This is a genomic window from Seonamhaeicola marinus (assembly GCF_008085455.1).
In genome coordinates this window covers 209,801-228,514 of record NZ_VSDQ01000718.1, presented here as the reverse complement: position 1 = coordinate 228,514, position 18,714 = coordinate 209,801, and the positions used below count along the sequence as shown (strand labels likewise).

The following is an 18,714-nucleotide window of genomic DNA, read 5'->3' as shown; positions in this document are numbered from 1 at the left end:
ACATATTTGCTTGATTATTGGACTACGTGCAACTCGATAAAACGCATCTTTGTTTAACTTATTTTAATTTTTTTTGAACAAAATTTGTTTTTTTTGTTTAATTATTTTATAAATTTGTTAAACAAAATTAAACTTTAATATTAACATCATGAAAACATTAACAGCATTTACACGTTTGATTGTAGTTCTTATGATTACAGTCTTCATTTCATCATGTAGCGATGATGACGATAACAATGTAGTTCAGAAAACACCTGAAACCATAACAGAGTTAGCAGTGGCTACTCCAGACCTAAGCATTTTAGTGCAGGCTTTACTAGCAGCAGATGGCAACCTTCCTGCTGTTTTAGATGATCCTTCAGCTTCGTTTACGGTTTTTGCCCCAACAAATGCGGCTTTTAGTCAATTTTTAACAGATAACAACTTTGCAAGTTTAGCAGATGTTCCTAAAGACGTTTTAACGCAAGTTTTATTAAACCATGTTGTTTCAGGAGAAGCAATGTCTTCAGGATTATCAACAGGGTATATTAAAACCTTAGCAACCGAAGCAACTTCTGGTGCTAACCTTAGTATGTATGTGAATACATCTGCTGGTGTTACATTAAATGGTGTATCTAGTGTAAGCACACCAGACATTTCGGCTACTAACGGTGTAATTCACATTGTAGACGCCGTTATTGGACTTCCATCTGTTGTTGATTTTGCAACAACTAATGACGATTTTTCAATATTAGTTCAAGCTTTAACAAGAAGTGATTTAACTTTTGATTATGTAGGCACTCTTTCTACCGCAAATGGTACAGACCCGGCACCTTTTACCGTATTTGCTCCAACTAACGATGCTTTTGGTAACTTATTAACAGAGCTAGGAGCAAACTCTCTTGCAGATATTGATGAACCAACTTTAAAAGCAACATTAGACTTACATGCAGTGGCTGGTGCTAATGTACAATCATCAGACTTAATGGATAATATGACTGTTGGAACATTAGGAGGAGATATTACGGCTAATGTAACTGGGGGCGCCACCTTAACAGACGCTAACGGTAGGGTAAGTGATATCGTTGTTGTAGACGTGCAAGCTGCAAATGGTGTAATTCATGTTATTGACAAGGTGGTTCTACCTAATCTTCCAAATACAATTGCTGGAAAAGTAGCTACCAACGAGAGCTTAAGTAGTTTATTAGCGGCTTTACAAGCAGCAGACGGCGACTTGGTATCTATTTTAAACGGAACAACAGAATTCACAGTATTAGCGCCAAGCAACGAAGCTTTCGCTCAATTCTTAGCTGACAATAATTTTGCAACATTAGGAGATGTACCAACAGATATTTTAGCTCAGGTACTATTAAATCATGTTATAACAGGTTCTGTTATGTCTGGAGATTTAGTTAATGCTGGTTCGGGATATGCAAAAACTAACGCCACAGGTGCTGGAGATATGAATATGAGTATCTATTATGATACCTCTGATGGTGTTAAATTTAATGGAACTTCAATGGTAACTTCAGCAGATATAGATGCTACCAATGGTGTAATTCATATTGTAGATAAAGTAATTGGGTTACCAAGCGTGGTTGATCATGCTTTAGCTAATCCTTCATTCAGTAATTTAGTAGCTGCTTTAAGTGCTGCTGATGGCGACTTAGTAAACGTATTAAGTGGAGATGGACCATTTACAGTGTTAGCTCCAGTTAATGATGGGTTTACATCCTTCTTAGCTGATAACAATTTTGCTGCTCTTGGAGATGTTCCTACAGATGTATTAGCTCAAGTTCTATTAAATCATGTTCTTGGTAGTACAACTTTTTCAACAGATTTAGTAAACGCAGGAGCAGGATACACAACGACAAGTGCAACAGCACCTGGAGATAATGCAATGAGCCTTTATTTTAATACCTCTGATGGTGTTAAGTTCAACGGTATTTCTACAGTAGCTCTGCCAGATGTAGTAGCAAGTAATGGTGTAATTCACGCAGTGGATAAAGTTATTGGCTTACCAACTGTGGTTGATTTTGCCTTAGCTGATCCAACATTTAGCATACTTGTTCAAGCCCTAACCAGAGATGATTTAACAACTGATTATGTTGGTTTATTATCAGGAACGGACTCTTCTCCTTTTACAGTATTTGCTCCAACAGATGCAGCTTTTGTAAGTTTATTAGGAGAACTTAACGTGGCAGGACTTGCAGATATAGACGAACCAACATTAAATGCAACACTAAGCTATCATGCTGTAGCTGGTGCAAATGTGAGATCTTCGGATTTAACAGATAATATGACCGTAACAACTCAAGGTGGAAATATAACAGCAAATATTACAGGTGGTGCAACCTTAACAGATGCAAACAATAGGGTGAGCAATATAGTTGCTGTTGATGTGCAAGCCTCTAATGGTGTTATTCATGCAATAGATAAGGTTGTTTTACCACCTCTACCTTAAGAGTTTTAAAGTTTTGTAATTTGATTTTTTATTGATTGCGTAGTTTGGTTAGCTACAAAATCATAGACACTACTATTTCTTAATTTGAAATTGTCTATGAAAAAGGAGCTCCCTGTTCTTCAGGGAGCTTTTTTTATTTTATATTTTGATTTTGGCGTAAAATCCTTTTCGTTAATTAATTTGCCATTTTCATAATATTTCCAAACACCATGTTTTTTATCGCGCTTATATCTTCCTTCAGCTTTTAAATCACCTCGAGGGGTATAATATCTTGAAATACCATGCAATTCCCCATTCTCATATTGAAAGTGCTTTAAAACTCCATTTTTAACCGAATACCAAAAGGATTCACCATTTAGTTTACCATTAATGTAATTTTGTTTTTCAGCCATTTGTCCGTTATCATAATAGACCAATCGCTCTCCTTCTAAATTACCGTTATTATTATAATGCTCAATAGTCATTAACTTATCCGAATTACTATGATAATACTTCCAAGTTCCAATGTATGTTTTACCATCCATTTTACCTTCACTAATTACTTTTCCTTTTGAAGTATAAAAAGTGACATTGGCAGTTGTACTGGATTCATTAAAAACCTTTGAAGCAGTTAAAACCGCTTTGTTTCTTATATTTTTATAAAAGTTGAAGGTTCCAATCTCCTTACCATGATTAAATTGACCTTCATACCTAAGAACTTTTGTACCATCAAAATTCTTTTTCCATATACCGTGACGTTTTCCATTATCGTCAAATTGATTAATTGTTTGAGCTGAAAATGATATGGAAACCAATAAAAAAAGAGCGAAAAACCAATACTTCATAAGACCAATAAATTTGATTTATATTTTACAAAACTTAAAACGAAAAATAAATTTTCAAATTGTGTAGAACAAAAAAGCTGCCAAAAGGCAGCTTTATATTATTTTTTTCTATTCTGAGCTTGCTTTTGTTTTTCCGCTTGCTCCATCATTTCTTGCATTTTTGCCTGAAACTTACTTTGCTTTTTTGGTTTCTTCTTATTTTCTTGAATCTGGGCATGAATCTTATCTTCATCAAGAATATAATTTTTTATAACTAAAATAATTCCAATACTAATTAAGTTAGAAATAAAGTAGTATAAACTTAAACCAGAAGCATAGTTATTAAAGAAGAACAACATCATAATTGGTGAGAAATACATCATGTATTTCATCATTTTCCCCATATCTGGCATACCTTCTTGCTGAGGCTGTTGCATCTGTACATTTTGCCCAGTTGTTAATCTCATATAGAAGAAAATAGCAATAGAAGCTAATAAAGGAAATAAACTCACATGATCTCCGTAAAAAGGAATTCTAAAAGGCAAGTTAGCCACAACATCATAAGACGATAGATCATCTACCCAAAGGAAACTTTTTTGACGTAAATCGAATGCCGAAGGGAAAAATTGGAATAAAGCATAAAACACAGGTAACTGTATTAAAGCTGGTAAACATCCAGCCATTGGGCTTGCCCCAGCTTTATTCTGTAGCGCCATTGTTTCTTGCTGCGCCTTCATTTTATTGTTCTTAAACTTTTCTCTAATAGCATCTAACTCAGGCTTCAATATTTTCATTTTTGCCTGAGACAAGAATTGCTTGTACTGCACAAAAGACAAACATATTTTAACTAAAATGGTCATTACAACAATCGCAATTCCATAAGGCATAAATCCACCAAGGAAACCAAATAATGGCATAAAAATAAAGCGGTTAATCCAACCGAATATTCCCCAACCAAATGGTACTAATTCATCCAGGTTTCTTTCATAGGTATTTAGAACTTTAAAATCACTTGGCCCATAGTACCAATCCATAGATTCATTAAGTTCTCCTCCCTTTAACTCTAAAGGCACTTTAGATGTAAACATCTTAGTATAAACCGTATCAACGGCTTCGTCTTCAACTAAATTTTCAGCTTCTATTTTTACTGTTTTGAACCTGTTATCGGTTAATAAAACAGAAGAAAAGAAGTGTTGTTTATACCCTATCCATGCAACATCCTCTAAGTCCTCATCCCCGTTTCTTATAAAATCGTCTTTTCCTCCTTCATAATCATAATACAAGTTTGTATACCTATTTTCATAAGAAATACTCTTAGCATGGCGGTATCCTTTCAGTTTCCAATCTAAATTGATAGCTTGAGAACTGTTAATGATATCACTCATTCCTTGGGAGCGCACACTAAAATCAATCATGTAATCATCAGGTTTCAGCTCATATCTGTATTCTAAAAATTTAGCTTCAGATATTTTAAATTTCATAGAAACAACAGTGTTATCACCATTCTTGGTAACTGAAGGCTGAAAGTATCTGTCTTTAGTATTTATAATTCTGCTATCGGTAGTACCAAAATCTAAGTTAAAAAGCGCGTTGTTATCTTTGATTAGATATATGGGAATGGAATCATAGTCTACGAACTTCTTAAGTTTAACCTCAGATAAATAACCACCTCTATGGTTAAATTTCAAAGCAAATAAATCTGTTTCAACTAAAGTTTCATCCGAACCGGTTGATAACATCTCGGAATACGCTAGTATACCTAATTTATTTTGAAGTTCAACTTTTTGAACAGAATCCAACTGATTTCCAGGTGTATAATCTTGTGCTGAAGAGACAAAAGTCTGACTTTCCTCTTTGGCTTTTTTCTCAGCTTCAACCTGTTCTTGTTTAGCTTTTTCTTGAGCTTCTAATTCCTCTGGTGATGGCTGATTCTGCCATAACATGTAAGCCAAAATTCCAAAAATAAGAACAAAACCTATTATTGAATTTATATCTAACTTTTTTTCTTCCATTTACTTATTTACTTTTAGACCTGCTAGGTTTTAAAAACCTGGCAGGTCTTTTCTATATTTTCGAATCTAGAACAAAAAACTGTCCAAATTTAATTTTGTGCCATACTGACACCTTTTTGTTTGCTTTTGTATTTTACGGCAGCCTTAACAAATGCCACAAATAACGGATGTGGATTCGCTACGGTACTCTTATATTCTGGATGATACTGTACACCGACAAACCAAGGGTGGTTTGGTATTTCAACAATTTCTACAAGTCCTGTTTTCGGGTTCAAGCCTGTAGCTAACATACCAGCTTCTTCCATTTGATCTTTATAATCGCCATTAAATTCATAACGATGTCTATGGCGCTCCATTATAGATTCCGCCTTGTAAATATCTCTAACACGACTTCCTAATTTTAGATCACAAGCCCATGCACCTAAACGCATTGTTCCTCCCTTATCAGTAATAGACTTTTGTTCTTCCATTAAGTCAATAACAGCATTAGTACTCTCAGGATCCATCTCAGTAGAACCCGCATCTTTTATTTTAAGAACGTTTCTCGCAAATTCAATAACTGCCATTTGCATACCTAAACATATTCCTAAGAAAGGGATATTATTTTCACGAACAAACTTAACAGCATCAATCTTTCCTTCTATACCACGTTCTCCAAAACCAGGTGCCACTAAAACACCATCTAAATGTGATAGTTTTAGTTTAATATTATCGCTATTTAAATATTCCGAGTGAATTGACTCTATATTAACTTTTACTTCATTAGTTGCTCCAGCATGAATAAACGCCTCTAAAATAGATTTATAAGAATCTTGAAGTTCTACATATTTACCAATTAGACCTATAGTAACCTCAGATTTCGGATTTTTATGACGTGTTAAAAAGGCATTCCATCTTGTAATATCAGGATTAGAACATTCTAAATCAAGCTTATCTAAAACAACCTTGTCTAGCCCCTCTTTCAACATTAAGTTTGGTACATCATAAATGGTAGAGGCATCAATAGATTGAATTACTGACTCTTCTGTAACGTTACAGAATTTGGCCAGTTTTCTCCTAATATCTTTTGGTAAATCATGCTCCGTTCTACAAACAAGAATATCGGCTTGAATTCCACTTTCCATTAACGTTTTTACACTATGTTGTGTTGGCTTTGTTTTTAATTCACCCGCAGCAGACAAAAACGGAATTAACGTTAAATGAATTACTATACCATTATTATCTCCTAAATCCCATCGTAACTGACGAACAGCTTCAATATAAGGAAGAGACTCAATATCACCAACGGTACCTCCTATTTCGGTAATAACGATATCGTAATCTCCAGACTGTCCAAGTAACTGAACACGTCTCTTTATTTCATCTGTAATATGTGGAACAACTTGAACAGTTTTCCCTAAAAATTCACCCCTGCGTTCTTTTTGAATTACACTCTGGTAAATACGCCCTGTAGTAACATTATTGGCCTGACTTGTAGGCACATTTAAAAAACGCTCATAATGACCTAAATCTAAATCGGTCTCAGCACCATCTTCCGTAACATAACACTCACCATGTTCATAAGGATTTAACGTTCCGGGATCTACATTAATATAGGGATCTAATTTCTGAATGGTAACTCTGTAACCTTGAGCCTGTAAAAGTTTAGCAAGAGATGCTGCTATAATACCTTTTCCTAAAGAAGATGTAACACCTCCGGTTACAAATATGTATTTTGTGTTTGTCATTGTGCGCTTATAAACGCAGGCAAATTTACAAAATAAAAACAGTTATTAAGAAATAGTTTTAGGGTTATTTATTTGTTCTTATTAACAGTTTAGTACTTAAACTATTTAATAAAATATTTTTTAAAACCACTGACATAATCTGTCACACACCCTTGCTAGTTTTGTCATAGATTAAAAAAACGACTATGCCTGAACCACTAAAATACATTTACAGTAAACCACTTTTTGAGTCTTTTACAGCAACAATAAAAACAGTTGTTCCTGAATTTGATAGTGAAGGTTATATTAAAGATATATTCTATAAGGATTGGGAAAACTTAGAATTGAAAGAGCGTATGCGTCATTCAACCCATACTTTAAACAAATACTTTAGTAAAGACTATAAAGTTAATGTTGATCACATATTGAAGTGTGTTGATTTACTTAAAAACAAACCAAAAACCTCAGAATATGATACGTTAGCCTACATGTTCTTTCCAGACTATATTGAACAATATGGTATAGATGATTATGAAACTTCTATTAACGCCATGGAAACTATAACGCAATTTGCCAGTTGTGAGTTTGCCATTAGACCGTTCATTATTAAATATGAAACACAAGCCATTGCGCAAATGCTAAAATGGTCTAAACACAAAAATCTTCATGTAAGGCGATTAGCTTCTGAAGGATGCAGACCTAGATTGCCATGGGCAATGGCATTACCATCATTAAAAAAGGACCCAAGCCCTATATTACCAATTCTTGAAAATTTAAAAGACGATACATCCGAATATGTTAGGCGTAGTGTAGCTAACAACTTAAACGATATTGCAAAAGACAACCCCAACATAGTTGTGTCTATTGTAAAACAGTGGATAGGAAAAACTGAAGTCACCGATAAATTAGTAAAGCATGCATCAAGAACCTTATTAAAACAAGGGCATCAAGAACTTATGCAATTATTCGGTTTTGGTTCTATTAAAAACATTAAGCTTAAAAATTTTAAAATCTTAACACCAAAAGTTAAAATTGGTGAAGACCTTGAATTTGAATTCATAGTTAAAAACCTAAGTAAATCAAGCTCCAAAATAAGGCTAGAATACACCATTTATTATCAAAAAGCCAATGGAAGCTTAACTCCTAAAGTATTTAAAATTAGTGAAAAAGAGTATGCTGGAAATAGCAGTACAACAATACACAAAAAGCAATCTTTTAAATTAATTACAACACGCAAGTTTCATTTAGGATTGCATAAAGTGGCAATTGTAGTTAACGGCAATGAATTCAAAACGTTAGACTTTAATTTAATTCCTTAGTTTCGAAAAAAAACATGTTAAAATTTAGTAACCTTTTAGGTGTTTAATCGTCTTCCTAAAAAAATAATTTAAAAAAAATGCAATGGATTAAAAACCTTGCGTCTTTATAATTGAAGGGCCTTAAAAAAGCGTCTTTACATGAGTCATCAATCAGAAAACAACAAAAAACTAAACAACTTCTTTAACGAAGAATATAACTCTTTAAAAGGTTATGTTAACTCTAAATTAAAGTCTAGTGTTAATAATGATCCTGAAGATATTATTCAAGATGTTGCTTTAAAATTATTTACAGGAGCAGACCGGTATTCTCCTATAAATAATGTTGCTGGTTTTGTGTACAGAGCTCTAAAAAATAAGATCATAGATGTATTGCGTAGCTCTAAAAAGGAACGTATTGATTACGAAACACAAAACGAAAACAAACTCTTGGAGTTTGCTTCAATACTAAGTGATTCTGCAGATAATGTGTATCCCGAACAAATGAAAGACGCTCTAAAAAGTGCTATTATTAGTTTAAAACCAGATTACAGAAACATAATTATAGCCATAGATTTTGAAGGTTACACCTATAAGGAAATAGAAGAAGAAACGGGCATACCTGTGGGCACGCTAATGTCTAGACGGCACAGAGCCATGTCTCTTCTGCACAAAAATTTGAAACATAAAAAGGAATTAAATATTTAAAAAAAAAGAATTATGTCGAACTATTTTAAACATAAAATGAGAGGTAAGTCTCCTGGGGAGATTGTTGGAATGATAATTTTCGGAGGCATTTTTATAATCGGTCTTGCCATATTATTTGGCTTTATAATAATGTGGCTCTGGAACTGGTTAATGCCCATGATATTTGGGTTAACAACACTTACCTTTTGGCAAGCAGTTGGTGTATTTATTCTTGCCAAAATACTATTAGGAGGCTGCAATTTTGGAGACTCTAGCAGTAAAAAATCAAAATCGTCTAGAAAAGATAAAGACTGTAAAGGCGAATTCTATAAGTGGAAACACTATGATGACTTCTGGAAAGAAGAAGGTAACCAAGCTTATGAAGCTTATATAGAACGAAAAAACAATAAAGAAGAAAATAATTATGATTAGTCCATTTTACCAAGCCAGAAAAAAAGATGTGTTAATTCATGTTCTAAAAACCGATATTGACACTAAATTAGGAGTAAACACCCTTAAATTACTCTTTAATGCCCATCCCCAAATTGTTAGATGGTCTATAGACCAAGAGGATATTGACAAAGTTTTAAGAATTGAAACTACTAAAACAATAAGTACAGAAGATATTATTGAACAGGTACAAGCGCGTGGATTTTATTGTGAGGAGTTGGAGTAGTCGTTCGATATAGTTTTGATTTGGTAGAAAATTTCAACTATTTTCGCTATCCAAAAGAAGACAATTTAGAAAAATCGATGCTTAAAAACCTTAGATTAAGACAACTTGATTTCCTTAGAGGAATTGCGATAATTTTGGTATTAATAAGACATTCCCACATAAATCGATTTTTAGTAAATATGGGATGGATCGGAGTCGATTTGTTCTTCGTCTTAAGTGGCTTTTTAGTTTCTGGGCTTCTTTTTAAGGAATATAAAAAACATGAAAAACTAAATATTAAAAGATTTTTAATTAGAAGAGGGTTTAAAATATATCCTTTGTTTTATATCACATCTATACCATATGTCTTTTTAAAAATTTTTGACAATAATTTTTCTATTATTCATCTATTAGGTGATTTGTTTTTTCTACAAAACTATGTTTCAAATTGGGGGTACTTATATGCTGCCGGCTGGTCTTTGGCCGTAGAAGAACATTTTTATTTTGGTATAGCAATAGTTTTATTTATCACTTCTAAATCTTTTTGGTTCAAACAATCTTTAAAGAAAAAAAGCTGTTTTTTTGACGCCATTGTTATATCCATTTTAATAACAATTGCTCTTATCTTTAGTATTAGATTGTTAAGTAACCTATATCTATACAGCGATACAAAAAACTTCACGCTTACACATTTAAGAATCGATTCTCTCTTGACTGGTGTATTATTATCCTATCTTTATAATTTCAAATTTGAAATTATAAAAGAGTTTTATTTGAAAAATTATAGACTTCTTTTGACCATATCTTTTTTATGTCTTATTTGGACTCCATTCATTAACCCTGTATCTTCTTTTTTTGTAAAAACACTAGGGTTTTCAATGCTCTATTTATCATTTTTTATTATCCTTTTAAGTTTTGTAATAGATAGCGAAATTAATCAAAAATTAGACTCTGCTTTCTCCTCAGTAGTAGTGTCGGCTATTAGTAAAATTGGCATAAGCTCTTATTCTATATACATTATTCACAGTTTAACAAACACCCTTGCACGAAGAATTCAGAGTTCTTATGAATTATACTATCATCCTTATTTATACTTTCTATTAACTAGTATTATAAGTATTTACTCTGGATTTTTGTTAACAAAATATTTAGAGGGTTATTTTTTGAATATTAGAGACAAATACTTTCCTAGAATAGTGTATGCCATAAATCTTAGTGAGAAGAAAAAATCAAAATAATTTAAAAAGCGAAACCTTAAAATAAATCTAAATACTTCATTCGCTAATCTTCTGAATATTCCTCACCAAATACTCCAAACCATTAACCTTTAATTCATAAACTGTAGTAAGCATATCACCCAGTTTTCCTTTGGGAAAGCCTTTTCTATGATACCATACTATATAATGTTCTGGTAAATCTATAAGATAGCGGTCTTTGAATTTACCATATGGCATTTTGGTATTTGCTAATTTTATGAGGAAGTCTTTATCTGGGAGCATTACTTTAGGTTTTATTTTTTAATTCAGAAGGTATTTTCATTCTGAACTTGTTTTCAGAATCTCATTAATTAACATGAGTGTATTGCATTAGAACCTGAAACAAGTTCAGGTTGACAAAACTTGACTTGAAAAGTCCCTTATCTCAGTTAACCTTATTTGGATTTAAATCTAGAATAGGTTTTTAATTCTTTGGCAATATAAGCATTCCATTGGGCTTGCGCCTCAAAATTCCTTGAATGATCGGTCTCGGAATCGTATTTGTTTTGTAGTGCTCTTAATTCCGTGTTAATGTCTTTTTGCAGTTGCCTTAATTTATTCTTTATAGTATTAGAAATTCCTAATTGACTTATTCTGTATCTTAACTTTCTAGCATGTAATTCTGTAATATCAAAATGTAATTGCTCATGAGCCAAAACATGGGCATCGGCACGCTCTGGTTTATACCAAGACTGTTCTGGATAAAAATGTGCATATACCTCTGTTGAAAAACCTACCACTTGTGTATCTGTTTGTTTTATAGAATATCCAAAAGAAATTCCCGAGGCTGTAATGGCCACGGCGCTTGTATTCGGATTCGGACTATCTTTAAAATCTGCCCAAGTTAATTTATAAGAATCGTTCCAAGATATAACCGGTTCATCTTGAACACAGAGAAAACAGCATAAGACAATAATAATTCTAATCACAAAACTAAAACGTTAAGTGTTAAAGCTTATTGTTGTTTTACTTCTACAATTTGTAAATCTTGGTGTTTTACAAGGTATACGGTATCATTAAAATAACCCCCAAATAGCTTCTTTTTATAAGCAAATTTGTTTTCTACATATTCTGTTACAGGAGCCTCGTTAACCGACATAAATAAGTCTTCCGAAGTTACTAAACGAAGCACAACGTCCATAGTTAAATCAAAGCCTTTTACAGCTCTTTTATTAGGAGTAATATGATATTTTTCCTTATAACGTTTTACAAAAGCATTATCTAACTCATAGCTTTTAGATGTAGTTGCATAGCAAAATTGAAGTTTAGATAAATGCTCATTGGAAATATCATTATCCTCAAAGGCCTTATTAAAGTTTGTAGTAACTAGAGTGATGTTGCGCTCTTCTGTTTCAGTCTCTTTGTCTTCCTTTTGAATTAATGAAGCCAATACACTGGTTACATTAGAAACAAACCCTGTATCTTTTGTCTCCAAGAAGACAACATTATTTCCTGGTGTTAAAACGTCTTCTATATCAGTTTTAACAATAAAGTATTGATCTTCTCCAGTTTTTTTATCCTTTCTAGAAAACACTTGTTTTGATGCGGCAAATTCCTGCTTAATACTATTAGACACAGTAACATGTTTGGAATCTGAAATAATAATGATATTCTCTACAAGCGTATCTGCCTTAACAAAATTGATAAGCTTAGAATTTAATAATTCTGAAGATGCTCTCGACTGAAAAACATTATCGTATAACTTGAGTTTTGAACCTATAGGCGATACAATCGGTACTTGCAAACTTCTTAATTCTGAAGATGCCTTTTCAAAGGTTTTAGACATTAAAGGACCAATAACAGCATCTACAGTTTCAAAGTCATTATTTTCTAGTATTTGAAGAACTTCACTCTCTTGATTTTTCGTATCATATACATCCACTTTAAGCGAAATACCAAGGCGCTGTAAAGAATCAACCGCCATTAGAACTCCTGAATGAAAGTCTAAAGATACATTTAAATATGGATCTTTTTTTATACTCTTTTTGGTTCCAGAAATTGAATCGAAATCTACCCTATTTAACCTAAAAGGTAACATTACCGCAATATGTTTTGTGTTATAATCTGAAATACTGTCAGATAGGTTAATCTTCATTTCTTCACCATCTAAAGTGGCCTCATTGAAAGGAATCTTTAAGATCATCCCAACTTTTAATCCACTTTCGGCTAACCCTGGATTTAATTCCTCTAATTCTTCTTTTTCTAAACCTAATTTTACTTTAAGACGATAAAACCCTTCTTTTGGTAATACTTTATAGTAACTAAACTGTTCGTCTATTTCTTTCTCATGTTCTTTTTCTAGGTTAGGCACCTTGATTTCTTGTCCTTCTTGAAGCACTTCTCCCATTTCCGGGTTCATAGCTTCTAATTCTGCTACTGTAATTCCAAACTTATACGCAACACGCCATTTTCCTTCTTTAGGCTGAACAATGTAGGGCTTATATAACTCAACTTCCTCAACAACTTCGGTAGTTTTAAATACAGGAATTTGCAGCTTATCTCCTTTTCTTAATGGGTTGGCATATAAAAAAGTATTATGTTTTTTTATGTCGTTTTCTTCGACATTATACTTTTTAGCTAAACTGTAAAGTGTTTCTTTTCGTTTTGTCTTATGCGTTTTAAAACCTTCTAATTCCTTAACTATTGTTACCTTCTTTTCAACCTCAGATTTAGGAATTATTAATATAGTATTTGGCTTTAGTTCCTTTTTTGCCTCAGGATTTAATCTATAAATGTCAAAAGGTGTCACAAAATAACGTTTAGCAATACCTTCAACAGTTTCACCTTCTTTAACTCTATGTATACTGTGTTTATCTTGAGCACTCACAAGATTAAAACTAAAAAGACATAGGAAACAAAAAATGGTAAAGAATTTAGTCATATAACTAGTTTTATTTACGTTAACACGGAAATCATTAGACTCCCTAAGGGTATACATCACCCTCTTCAATTTTTAATCATATAACATGCCAAAAAAAGAAAAGTTACGACCTAAAGCCCAATAATATTTATTTACTTACTTAGATATATACGTGACATTGTACTATTAAGATGACCTAAATATCTTAAAAATAATTGAGTCACAACTATATATATCTACGCGTAAGACACTCAAATAATTACAAAGTCACTTTTACTCCCATTCTATGGTAGCAGGTGGCTTTGAACTAATGTCATAAACTACTCTATTAACGCCTTTTACTTTGTTTATTATATCGTTAGATGTTTTTTGAAGGAATTCATAAGGTAAGTTTACCCAATCTGCAGTCATGCCATCTGTACTCTCTACAGCTCTTAGTGCTACACATTTTTCATAAGTACGCTCATCGCCCATTACACCTACACTGTTTACAGGTAATAGCATTGCTCCAGCTTGCCAAACACTATCGTATAATCCCCATTCTTTTAATCCGTTTATAAAAATATGATCAACTTCCTGAAGGATTCGAACTTTTTCAGCTGTAATATCTCCCAAAATTCTAATTCCTAATCCTGGACCTGGGAAAGGGTGACGACCTAAAAGTTCAGGATCAATACCCAAGGAAGCTCCTACTCTTCTAACCTCATCTTTAAAAATAGCACGTAATGGTTCCACTATTTTTAGTTTCATAAAATCTGGTAAACCTCCAACATTATGGTGACTCTTAATAGTTGCTGAGGGACCTCCTGTAGCCGATACACTTTCAATAACATCTGGATAAATAGTACCTTGAGCTAACCAAGTAACGTCTTCAATTTTATGTGCTTCATCATCAAAAACCTCAATAAACGCATTACCAATAGCTTTACGTTTTTTCTCAGGATCTTCAATACCTTTTAAGGCTGCTAAAAAACGATCTGAAGCATCAACGCCTTTTACATTAAGCCCCATACCTTCGTACTGATTTAGTACGTTTTCAAATTCATTTTTACGAAGTAATCCGTTGTTAACAAAAATACAGTACAAGTTCTTACCAATGGCCTTGTTTAATAATACTGCTGCCACTGTAGAATCTACACCACCAGATAAACCAAGAACAACTTTATCATCTCCTACTTTTTCTTTTAATGCCGAAACCGTTTCTTCAACAAAAGAATCTGGTGTCCAATCTTGCTGCAAACCAGCAATATTCACCAAAAAGTTCTCTAATAATTGTTTACCATCGGTAGAATGGTATACTTCAGGGTGAAACTGAATAGCATAGGTTTCTTCACCATCAATTCTATAAGCCGCATTTTCCACATCATGTGTACTTGCTATTAAAACACCGTTTTCAGGTAACTTTTTAATGGTATCTGAATGACTCATCCAAACTTGACTTCCTGTATGAATATGAGCAAAAAATGGCTCATTTCCTTTAATGAAAGATAGATTTGCTCTTCCGTACTCTCTTGTGTTTGAAGGCGCTACTTCTCCACCAGAGAAATGAGCTAAATATTGAGCCCCATAGCAAACTGCTAAAAGTGGCTTTTTACCTCTAATTTCTGTTAAATCTGGATGTAAAGCATCCTCTCCTCTAACGGAGTTTGGACTACCAGAAAGTATAACTGCTTTATACTCTTGTAAATTAGATGGAATTTTATTGAATGGATGTATTTCGGAGTAAATGTTGAGTTCCCTAACTCTACGTGCAATAAGCTGTGTGTATTGCGATCCGAAGTCTAAAATTAGTACCTTATCATGTTGCATGCGCAAAAATAAAAAGGTTTTTATAATTACGTTTTACTATTTTACTTTTTTTTAAAAAGGTTATTAACGTGTTATTTCATAGAATCTAAAATAGCTTCAATGTCTGCTTCGGTTGTATCGGGATTAATAAAACAAAAGCGAGAAACCGTTTCGAAACCATCAGAAGTTCTCCACTTTGTGGGTGTTACTAGAGCAAACCCTCTCCTATGGTTCTCATACGTCCATTCCCTATAGTCTTCTGGTTGCCATCCTATTCTTCTATACAATACACAAGACAAACTAGGATCTCTAACCAATTCTACATGAGGTTTTTCATCAATCATTCGTCCAGCAATTTGAGCGAGCTCCAAACCACGTTCTACAGCCTCCTTGTATCTATCAGTACCATGAGTTGCTAAAGAAAACCACAAAGGTAGCCCCCTTACTCTTCGAGTTAGTTGAATTTGATAGTCGGTAGGATTAAACCCATTGGCACCTTCATCTTTAAAAATCTCTAAATAAGAGCCTTCTTGAGCGTGTGCCTTTTTTGCCAATTCAGGTTCCCTATAAATTACTGCTCCGCAATCATATGGTGAGAACATCCACTTATGCGGATCTACAGTGATACTATCGGCTTTTTCAATACCATTAAATAAATGCCTAACAGAATCTGCTACAAGAGCGCCACCACCATAAGCTGCATCTACATGAAACCATAGCTTTTCTCTTCTACAAATAGTTCCAATACCATCTAAATCATCAATAATTCCAGCGTTGGTTGTACCTCCAGTGGCTACTACTGCGAATAAACGTTTACGTTGATTTTCAGATAAACTATCTAAACACTTTTGAAGTTCCTCGCCACTCAAAACATCTTCACTATCTACAAGAAGAATATCAACATCCGCAACCTTTGCCATAGCTTTTATTGAAGAATGGGCTCCAATAGATGTAATGATTAGACCTTTCTCATTTTTAAATTCGTCATTTTCTCTCCAATGTTCTCTTGCGGTTACGATAGCGGATAAATTGGCTGCTGTTCCACCACTAGTAAAAACACCAAAGGCTCCTTCTGGTAATCCGGTTAAGGAAACAATCCAAGTCATAGCCTCATTTTCGCAAAAGATACCACCTGCACCTTCCATCCAATACGCGCCATGAATACTTGATGCAGAAGTCACCAAATCAAACATTACTGCTGCCCTTGTAGGTGAAGCAGGTACGAAGGCCAAATGTCTTGGGTGATCTATTGGTACAATAGCTTTCACTAAGTGCTTGCGCCACATCTTAAATGCATACTCTCCTCCAACGCCTTCTGGGGTAACCGTTTCTCCTACTAAAGCCTTTAAATCTTCAGCCTTTTGGGGTTTTCCTATTTTACTTTTTGTGGCAGAAACACGATCTATGGTGTATTTCATAACATCCATAGTCATTTCAATAAGGTCAAAATCAATCTTATGCATTACTATATTTTAAATAATAGAATGCAAATTTAAGATTATAACAACAAAAAGGCTTGTTTTTTGAGAATCTTTTATAGCGTAAGAATTAAGAATTCTCCATTAAGCGGTTTTAAATTTTCAATTAAACTCGGCACCAATTTAGTTCCGTATTCTATGTAGAATTCAGAAAAGTTTGCATTACGCTCCTGTAAGCTTCCATTTGGAAAGAGCTCGTTTTTAATATCTGTCATGCGTAAAACATGATCAGATAGTTTTATTTTCTGAGCTTTTAAGAGGCGTTTTTCTAGATTTTGGATACCTTTTAATTGCTTTTTCTGTTGGGCTTCCACAGCACCTAAAAACGATTTATCGGTTTGTTCAGCCAAAACTAAAAGCTCCTTAAATTGCTGTTTTAAATGTTCTTTTTGCTCAGAAAAATCAATATTGATATTCGATATCTCCCTAACCTTCTTATTAATAAATGTATCTCGTTTTAGAAAAATATCTTTTTTGGAAATATTTAAATTATGAAGCTTTTTAGCCTGACTTTCCGTTTGAATTAAAACAGAATTTCTTAGAAGTAGTATAGGGAAAGGTACATTAAACGTATTAAACATAGCCTTTAACTGGAACCAATATGCCAACTCTCCACCACCGCCTATGTAGCAAAGGTTTGGTAAAATAACTTCTTGATACAACGGACGTAAAATAACATTCGGCGAAAATTTTTCAGGCACCTCATTGAGATGGTCTAATATTTCGCTCTTGCTAAATACAATATTTGTATTTTTTACTTTATAAGCGTCATCTTCAAAAACAATACGTTCTCTTAAGTCTTTATCTAAATAAAATAAATTTATTTCCCTTGGATTAACCTGAATTTTATAACCTTGAGATAGAACTGCATTAGTTTCCGAAACATTTTTGAATGAGGGTTGATTAAGAAGTTCTTTTTCAACATAAGGCGTAAAAAGGTGTTTTAAATCTTTATCATTACCATCAACAATAACCAATCCGTAATCTTTAAATAGCTCATTAGCCAGATATCTTGTGGCATCGGTTAAATTACCATTATTTATGTAAGCCCTTTTGAACAGATCTTTTAAAGCTTCAGCATTCTTTGTATTGCCAAATTCACCATTCAAAACTTCTAAAACCACATCTAAACCTTCAGTAGACAGCTCTCCTACTGCGCCACTAGCATTTCTATTCCATTGTATTTTTTTACCTTTAAAATTGAAATAATTTATTTCATCAAAATCATGGTCTTCCGTGGCCATCCAATATATAGGTACAAAATTATATTTAGGATACTGCGTTTTTAGTTCTTTTGAAAGATTTATGGCAGAAACTATTTTATACAAGAAGTATAACGGTCCGGTAAACAAATTTAATTGATGCCCTGTGGTTATAGTAAAGGTGCTGTCCTCGCGTAATGCATCTATATTATTTAGCGTGAGTTCTGATATCTCAAAACCTTCATATTGAGATTTAAGAGTACTGGATAATACTAATCGCGTTTCTTTTTTAAATGAACTTTGCTTTTCTTCTATCTGAGGTTTAAAGTTATTTAATCTTGGGAATTTATTGTAAAACTCATTTAATTCAGGCTTTTCATTTAAATAGTCATTCATCAATGAGGAGAAAAAACCTGTATCAGAAAATTTTAGTGTAGATGATTTTGTCACAAAAAAAGTATTTAAACAAATGTAATTGATTAGTAAGAACCTCTCCTAAATCCTAACAGATTTTTAACGTATTAATGTT

General features: G+C 33.3%; 15 protein-coding genes. 6 read left to right on the top strand and 9 right to left on the bottom strand.

Annotation, left to right across the window (positions count from 1 at the left end):
- Nucleotides 1-148 precede the first annotated feature (148 nt).
- A complete protein-coding gene (locus FUA24_RS18435; protein ID WP_148544541.1) occupies nt 149-2,443 on the top strand; it encodes a fasciclin domain-containing protein in 2,295 nt (764 codons plus the stop codon).
- Between the two features lie 119 nt (nt 2,444-2,562).
- Here FUA24_RS18435 and FUA24_RS18430 read toward each other — a convergent pair whose 3' ends face one another.
- The 3 genes from FUA24_RS18430 to FUA24_RS18420 form a co-directional block, all read right to left on the bottom strand.
- Nucleotides 2,563-3,267: a toxin-antitoxin system YwqK family antitoxin gene (locus tag FUA24_RS18430; protein WP_148544540.1), complete on the bottom strand. Its 705-nt coding sequence runs from the start codon at nt 3,265-3,267 to the stop codon at nt 2,563-2,565.
- Nucleotides 3,268-3,365: 98 nt separating this feature from the next.
- Entirely contained in the window at nt 3,366-5,258 is a 1,893-nt protein-coding gene (gene yidC / locus FUA24_RS18425; RefSeq protein ID WP_148544539.1) for a membrane protein insertase YidC, read from the bottom strand.
- 89 nt (nt 5,259-5,347) lie between these two features.
- Nucleotides 5,348-6,985, bottom strand: coding sequence for a CTP synthase (locus tag FUA24_RS18420; RefSeq protein WP_148544538.1), 1,638 nt, complete (start codon nt 6,983-6,985; stop codon nt 5,348-5,350).
- 185 nt (nt 6,986-7,170) lie between these two features.
- Here FUA24_RS18420 and FUA24_RS18415 point away from each other — a divergent pair, with 185 nt between their 5' ends.
- The 5 genes from FUA24_RS18415 (at nt 7,171) to FUA24_RS18395 (ending at nt 10,839) form a co-directional block, all read left to right on the top strand.
- Entirely contained in the window at nt 7,171-8,283 is a 1,113-nt protein-coding gene (locus tag FUA24_RS18415; RefSeq protein WP_148544537.1) for a DNA alkylation repair protein, read from the top strand.
- Nucleotides 8,284-8,421: 138 nt separating this feature from the next.
- Nucleotides 8,422-8,967: an RNA polymerase sigma factor gene (locus FUA24_RS18410; RefSeq protein ID WP_148544536.1), complete on the top strand. Its 546-nt coding sequence runs from the start codon at nt 8,422-8,424 to the stop codon at nt 8,965-8,967.
- A 12-nt stretch (nt 8,968-8,979) separates the two neighbouring features.
- Nucleotides 8,980-9,378 (top strand): hypothetical protein, encoded by a 399-nt coding sequence (locus tag FUA24_RS18405; RefSeq protein ID WP_148544535.1) that lies wholly within the window; start codon nt 8,980-8,982, stop codon nt 9,376-9,378.
- Nucleotides 9,371-9,622, top strand: coding sequence for a hypothetical protein (locus tag FUA24_RS18400; RefSeq protein WP_148544534.1), 252 nt, complete (start codon nt 9,371-9,373; stop codon nt 9,620-9,622). Before FUA24_RS18405 ends, FUA24_RS18400 begins: the two co-directional genes overlap by 8 nt.
- Nucleotides 9,623-9,642: 20 nt before the next feature.
- Nucleotides 9,643-10,839: an acyltransferase family protein gene (locus FUA24_RS18395; protein ID WP_187388324.1), complete on the top strand. Its 1,197-nt coding sequence runs from the start codon at nt 9,643-9,645 to the stop codon at nt 10,837-10,839.
- A gap of 36 nt (nt 10,840-10,875) precedes the next feature.
- On the opposite strand, the gene FUA24_RS18390 is transcribed toward FUA24_RS18395, so the two are convergent.
- The 6 genes from FUA24_RS18390 to bshC form a co-directional block, all read right to left on the bottom strand.
- Nucleotides 10,876-11,100: a DUF3820 family protein gene (locus FUA24_RS18390; RefSeq protein ID WP_148544532.1), complete on the bottom strand. Its 225-nt coding sequence runs from the start codon at nt 11,098-11,100 to the stop codon at nt 10,876-10,878.
- Between the two features lie 152 nt (nt 11,101-11,252).
- Nucleotides 11,253-11,786, bottom strand: coding sequence for a DUF922 domain-containing protein (locus FUA24_RS18385; RefSeq protein ID WP_148544531.1), 534 nt, complete (start codon nt 11,784-11,786; stop codon nt 11,253-11,255).
- A 26-nt stretch (nt 11,787-11,812) separates the two neighbouring features.
- Nucleotides 11,813-13,738, bottom strand: coding sequence for a PBP1 and LysM peptidoglycan-binding domain-containing protein (locus FUA24_RS18380; protein ID WP_148544530.1), 1,926 nt, complete (start codon nt 13,736-13,738; stop codon nt 11,813-11,815).
- 252 nt (nt 13,739-13,990) lie between these two features.
- Nucleotides 13,991-15,526, bottom strand: coding sequence for a glutamine-hydrolyzing GMP synthase (guaA, locus tag FUA24_RS18375; RefSeq protein WP_148544529.1), 1,536 nt, complete (start codon nt 15,524-15,526; stop codon nt 13,991-13,993).
- Between the two features lie 71 nt (nt 15,527-15,597).
- Nucleotides 15,598-16,968, bottom strand: a complete 1,371-nt coding sequence (locus tag FUA24_RS18370; RefSeq protein ID WP_148544528.1) for a pyridoxal phosphate-dependent decarboxylase family protein — start codon at nt 16,966-16,968, stop codon at nt 15,598-15,600.
- 71 nt (nt 16,969-17,039) lie between these two features.
- Nucleotides 17,040-18,635, bottom strand: a complete 1,596-nt coding sequence (gene bshC, locus FUA24_RS18365; protein ID WP_262713610.1) for a bacillithiol biosynthesis cysteine-adding enzyme BshC — start codon at nt 18,633-18,635, stop codon at nt 17,040-17,042.
- Between the last annotated feature and the right edge of the window lie 79 nt (nt 18,636-18,714).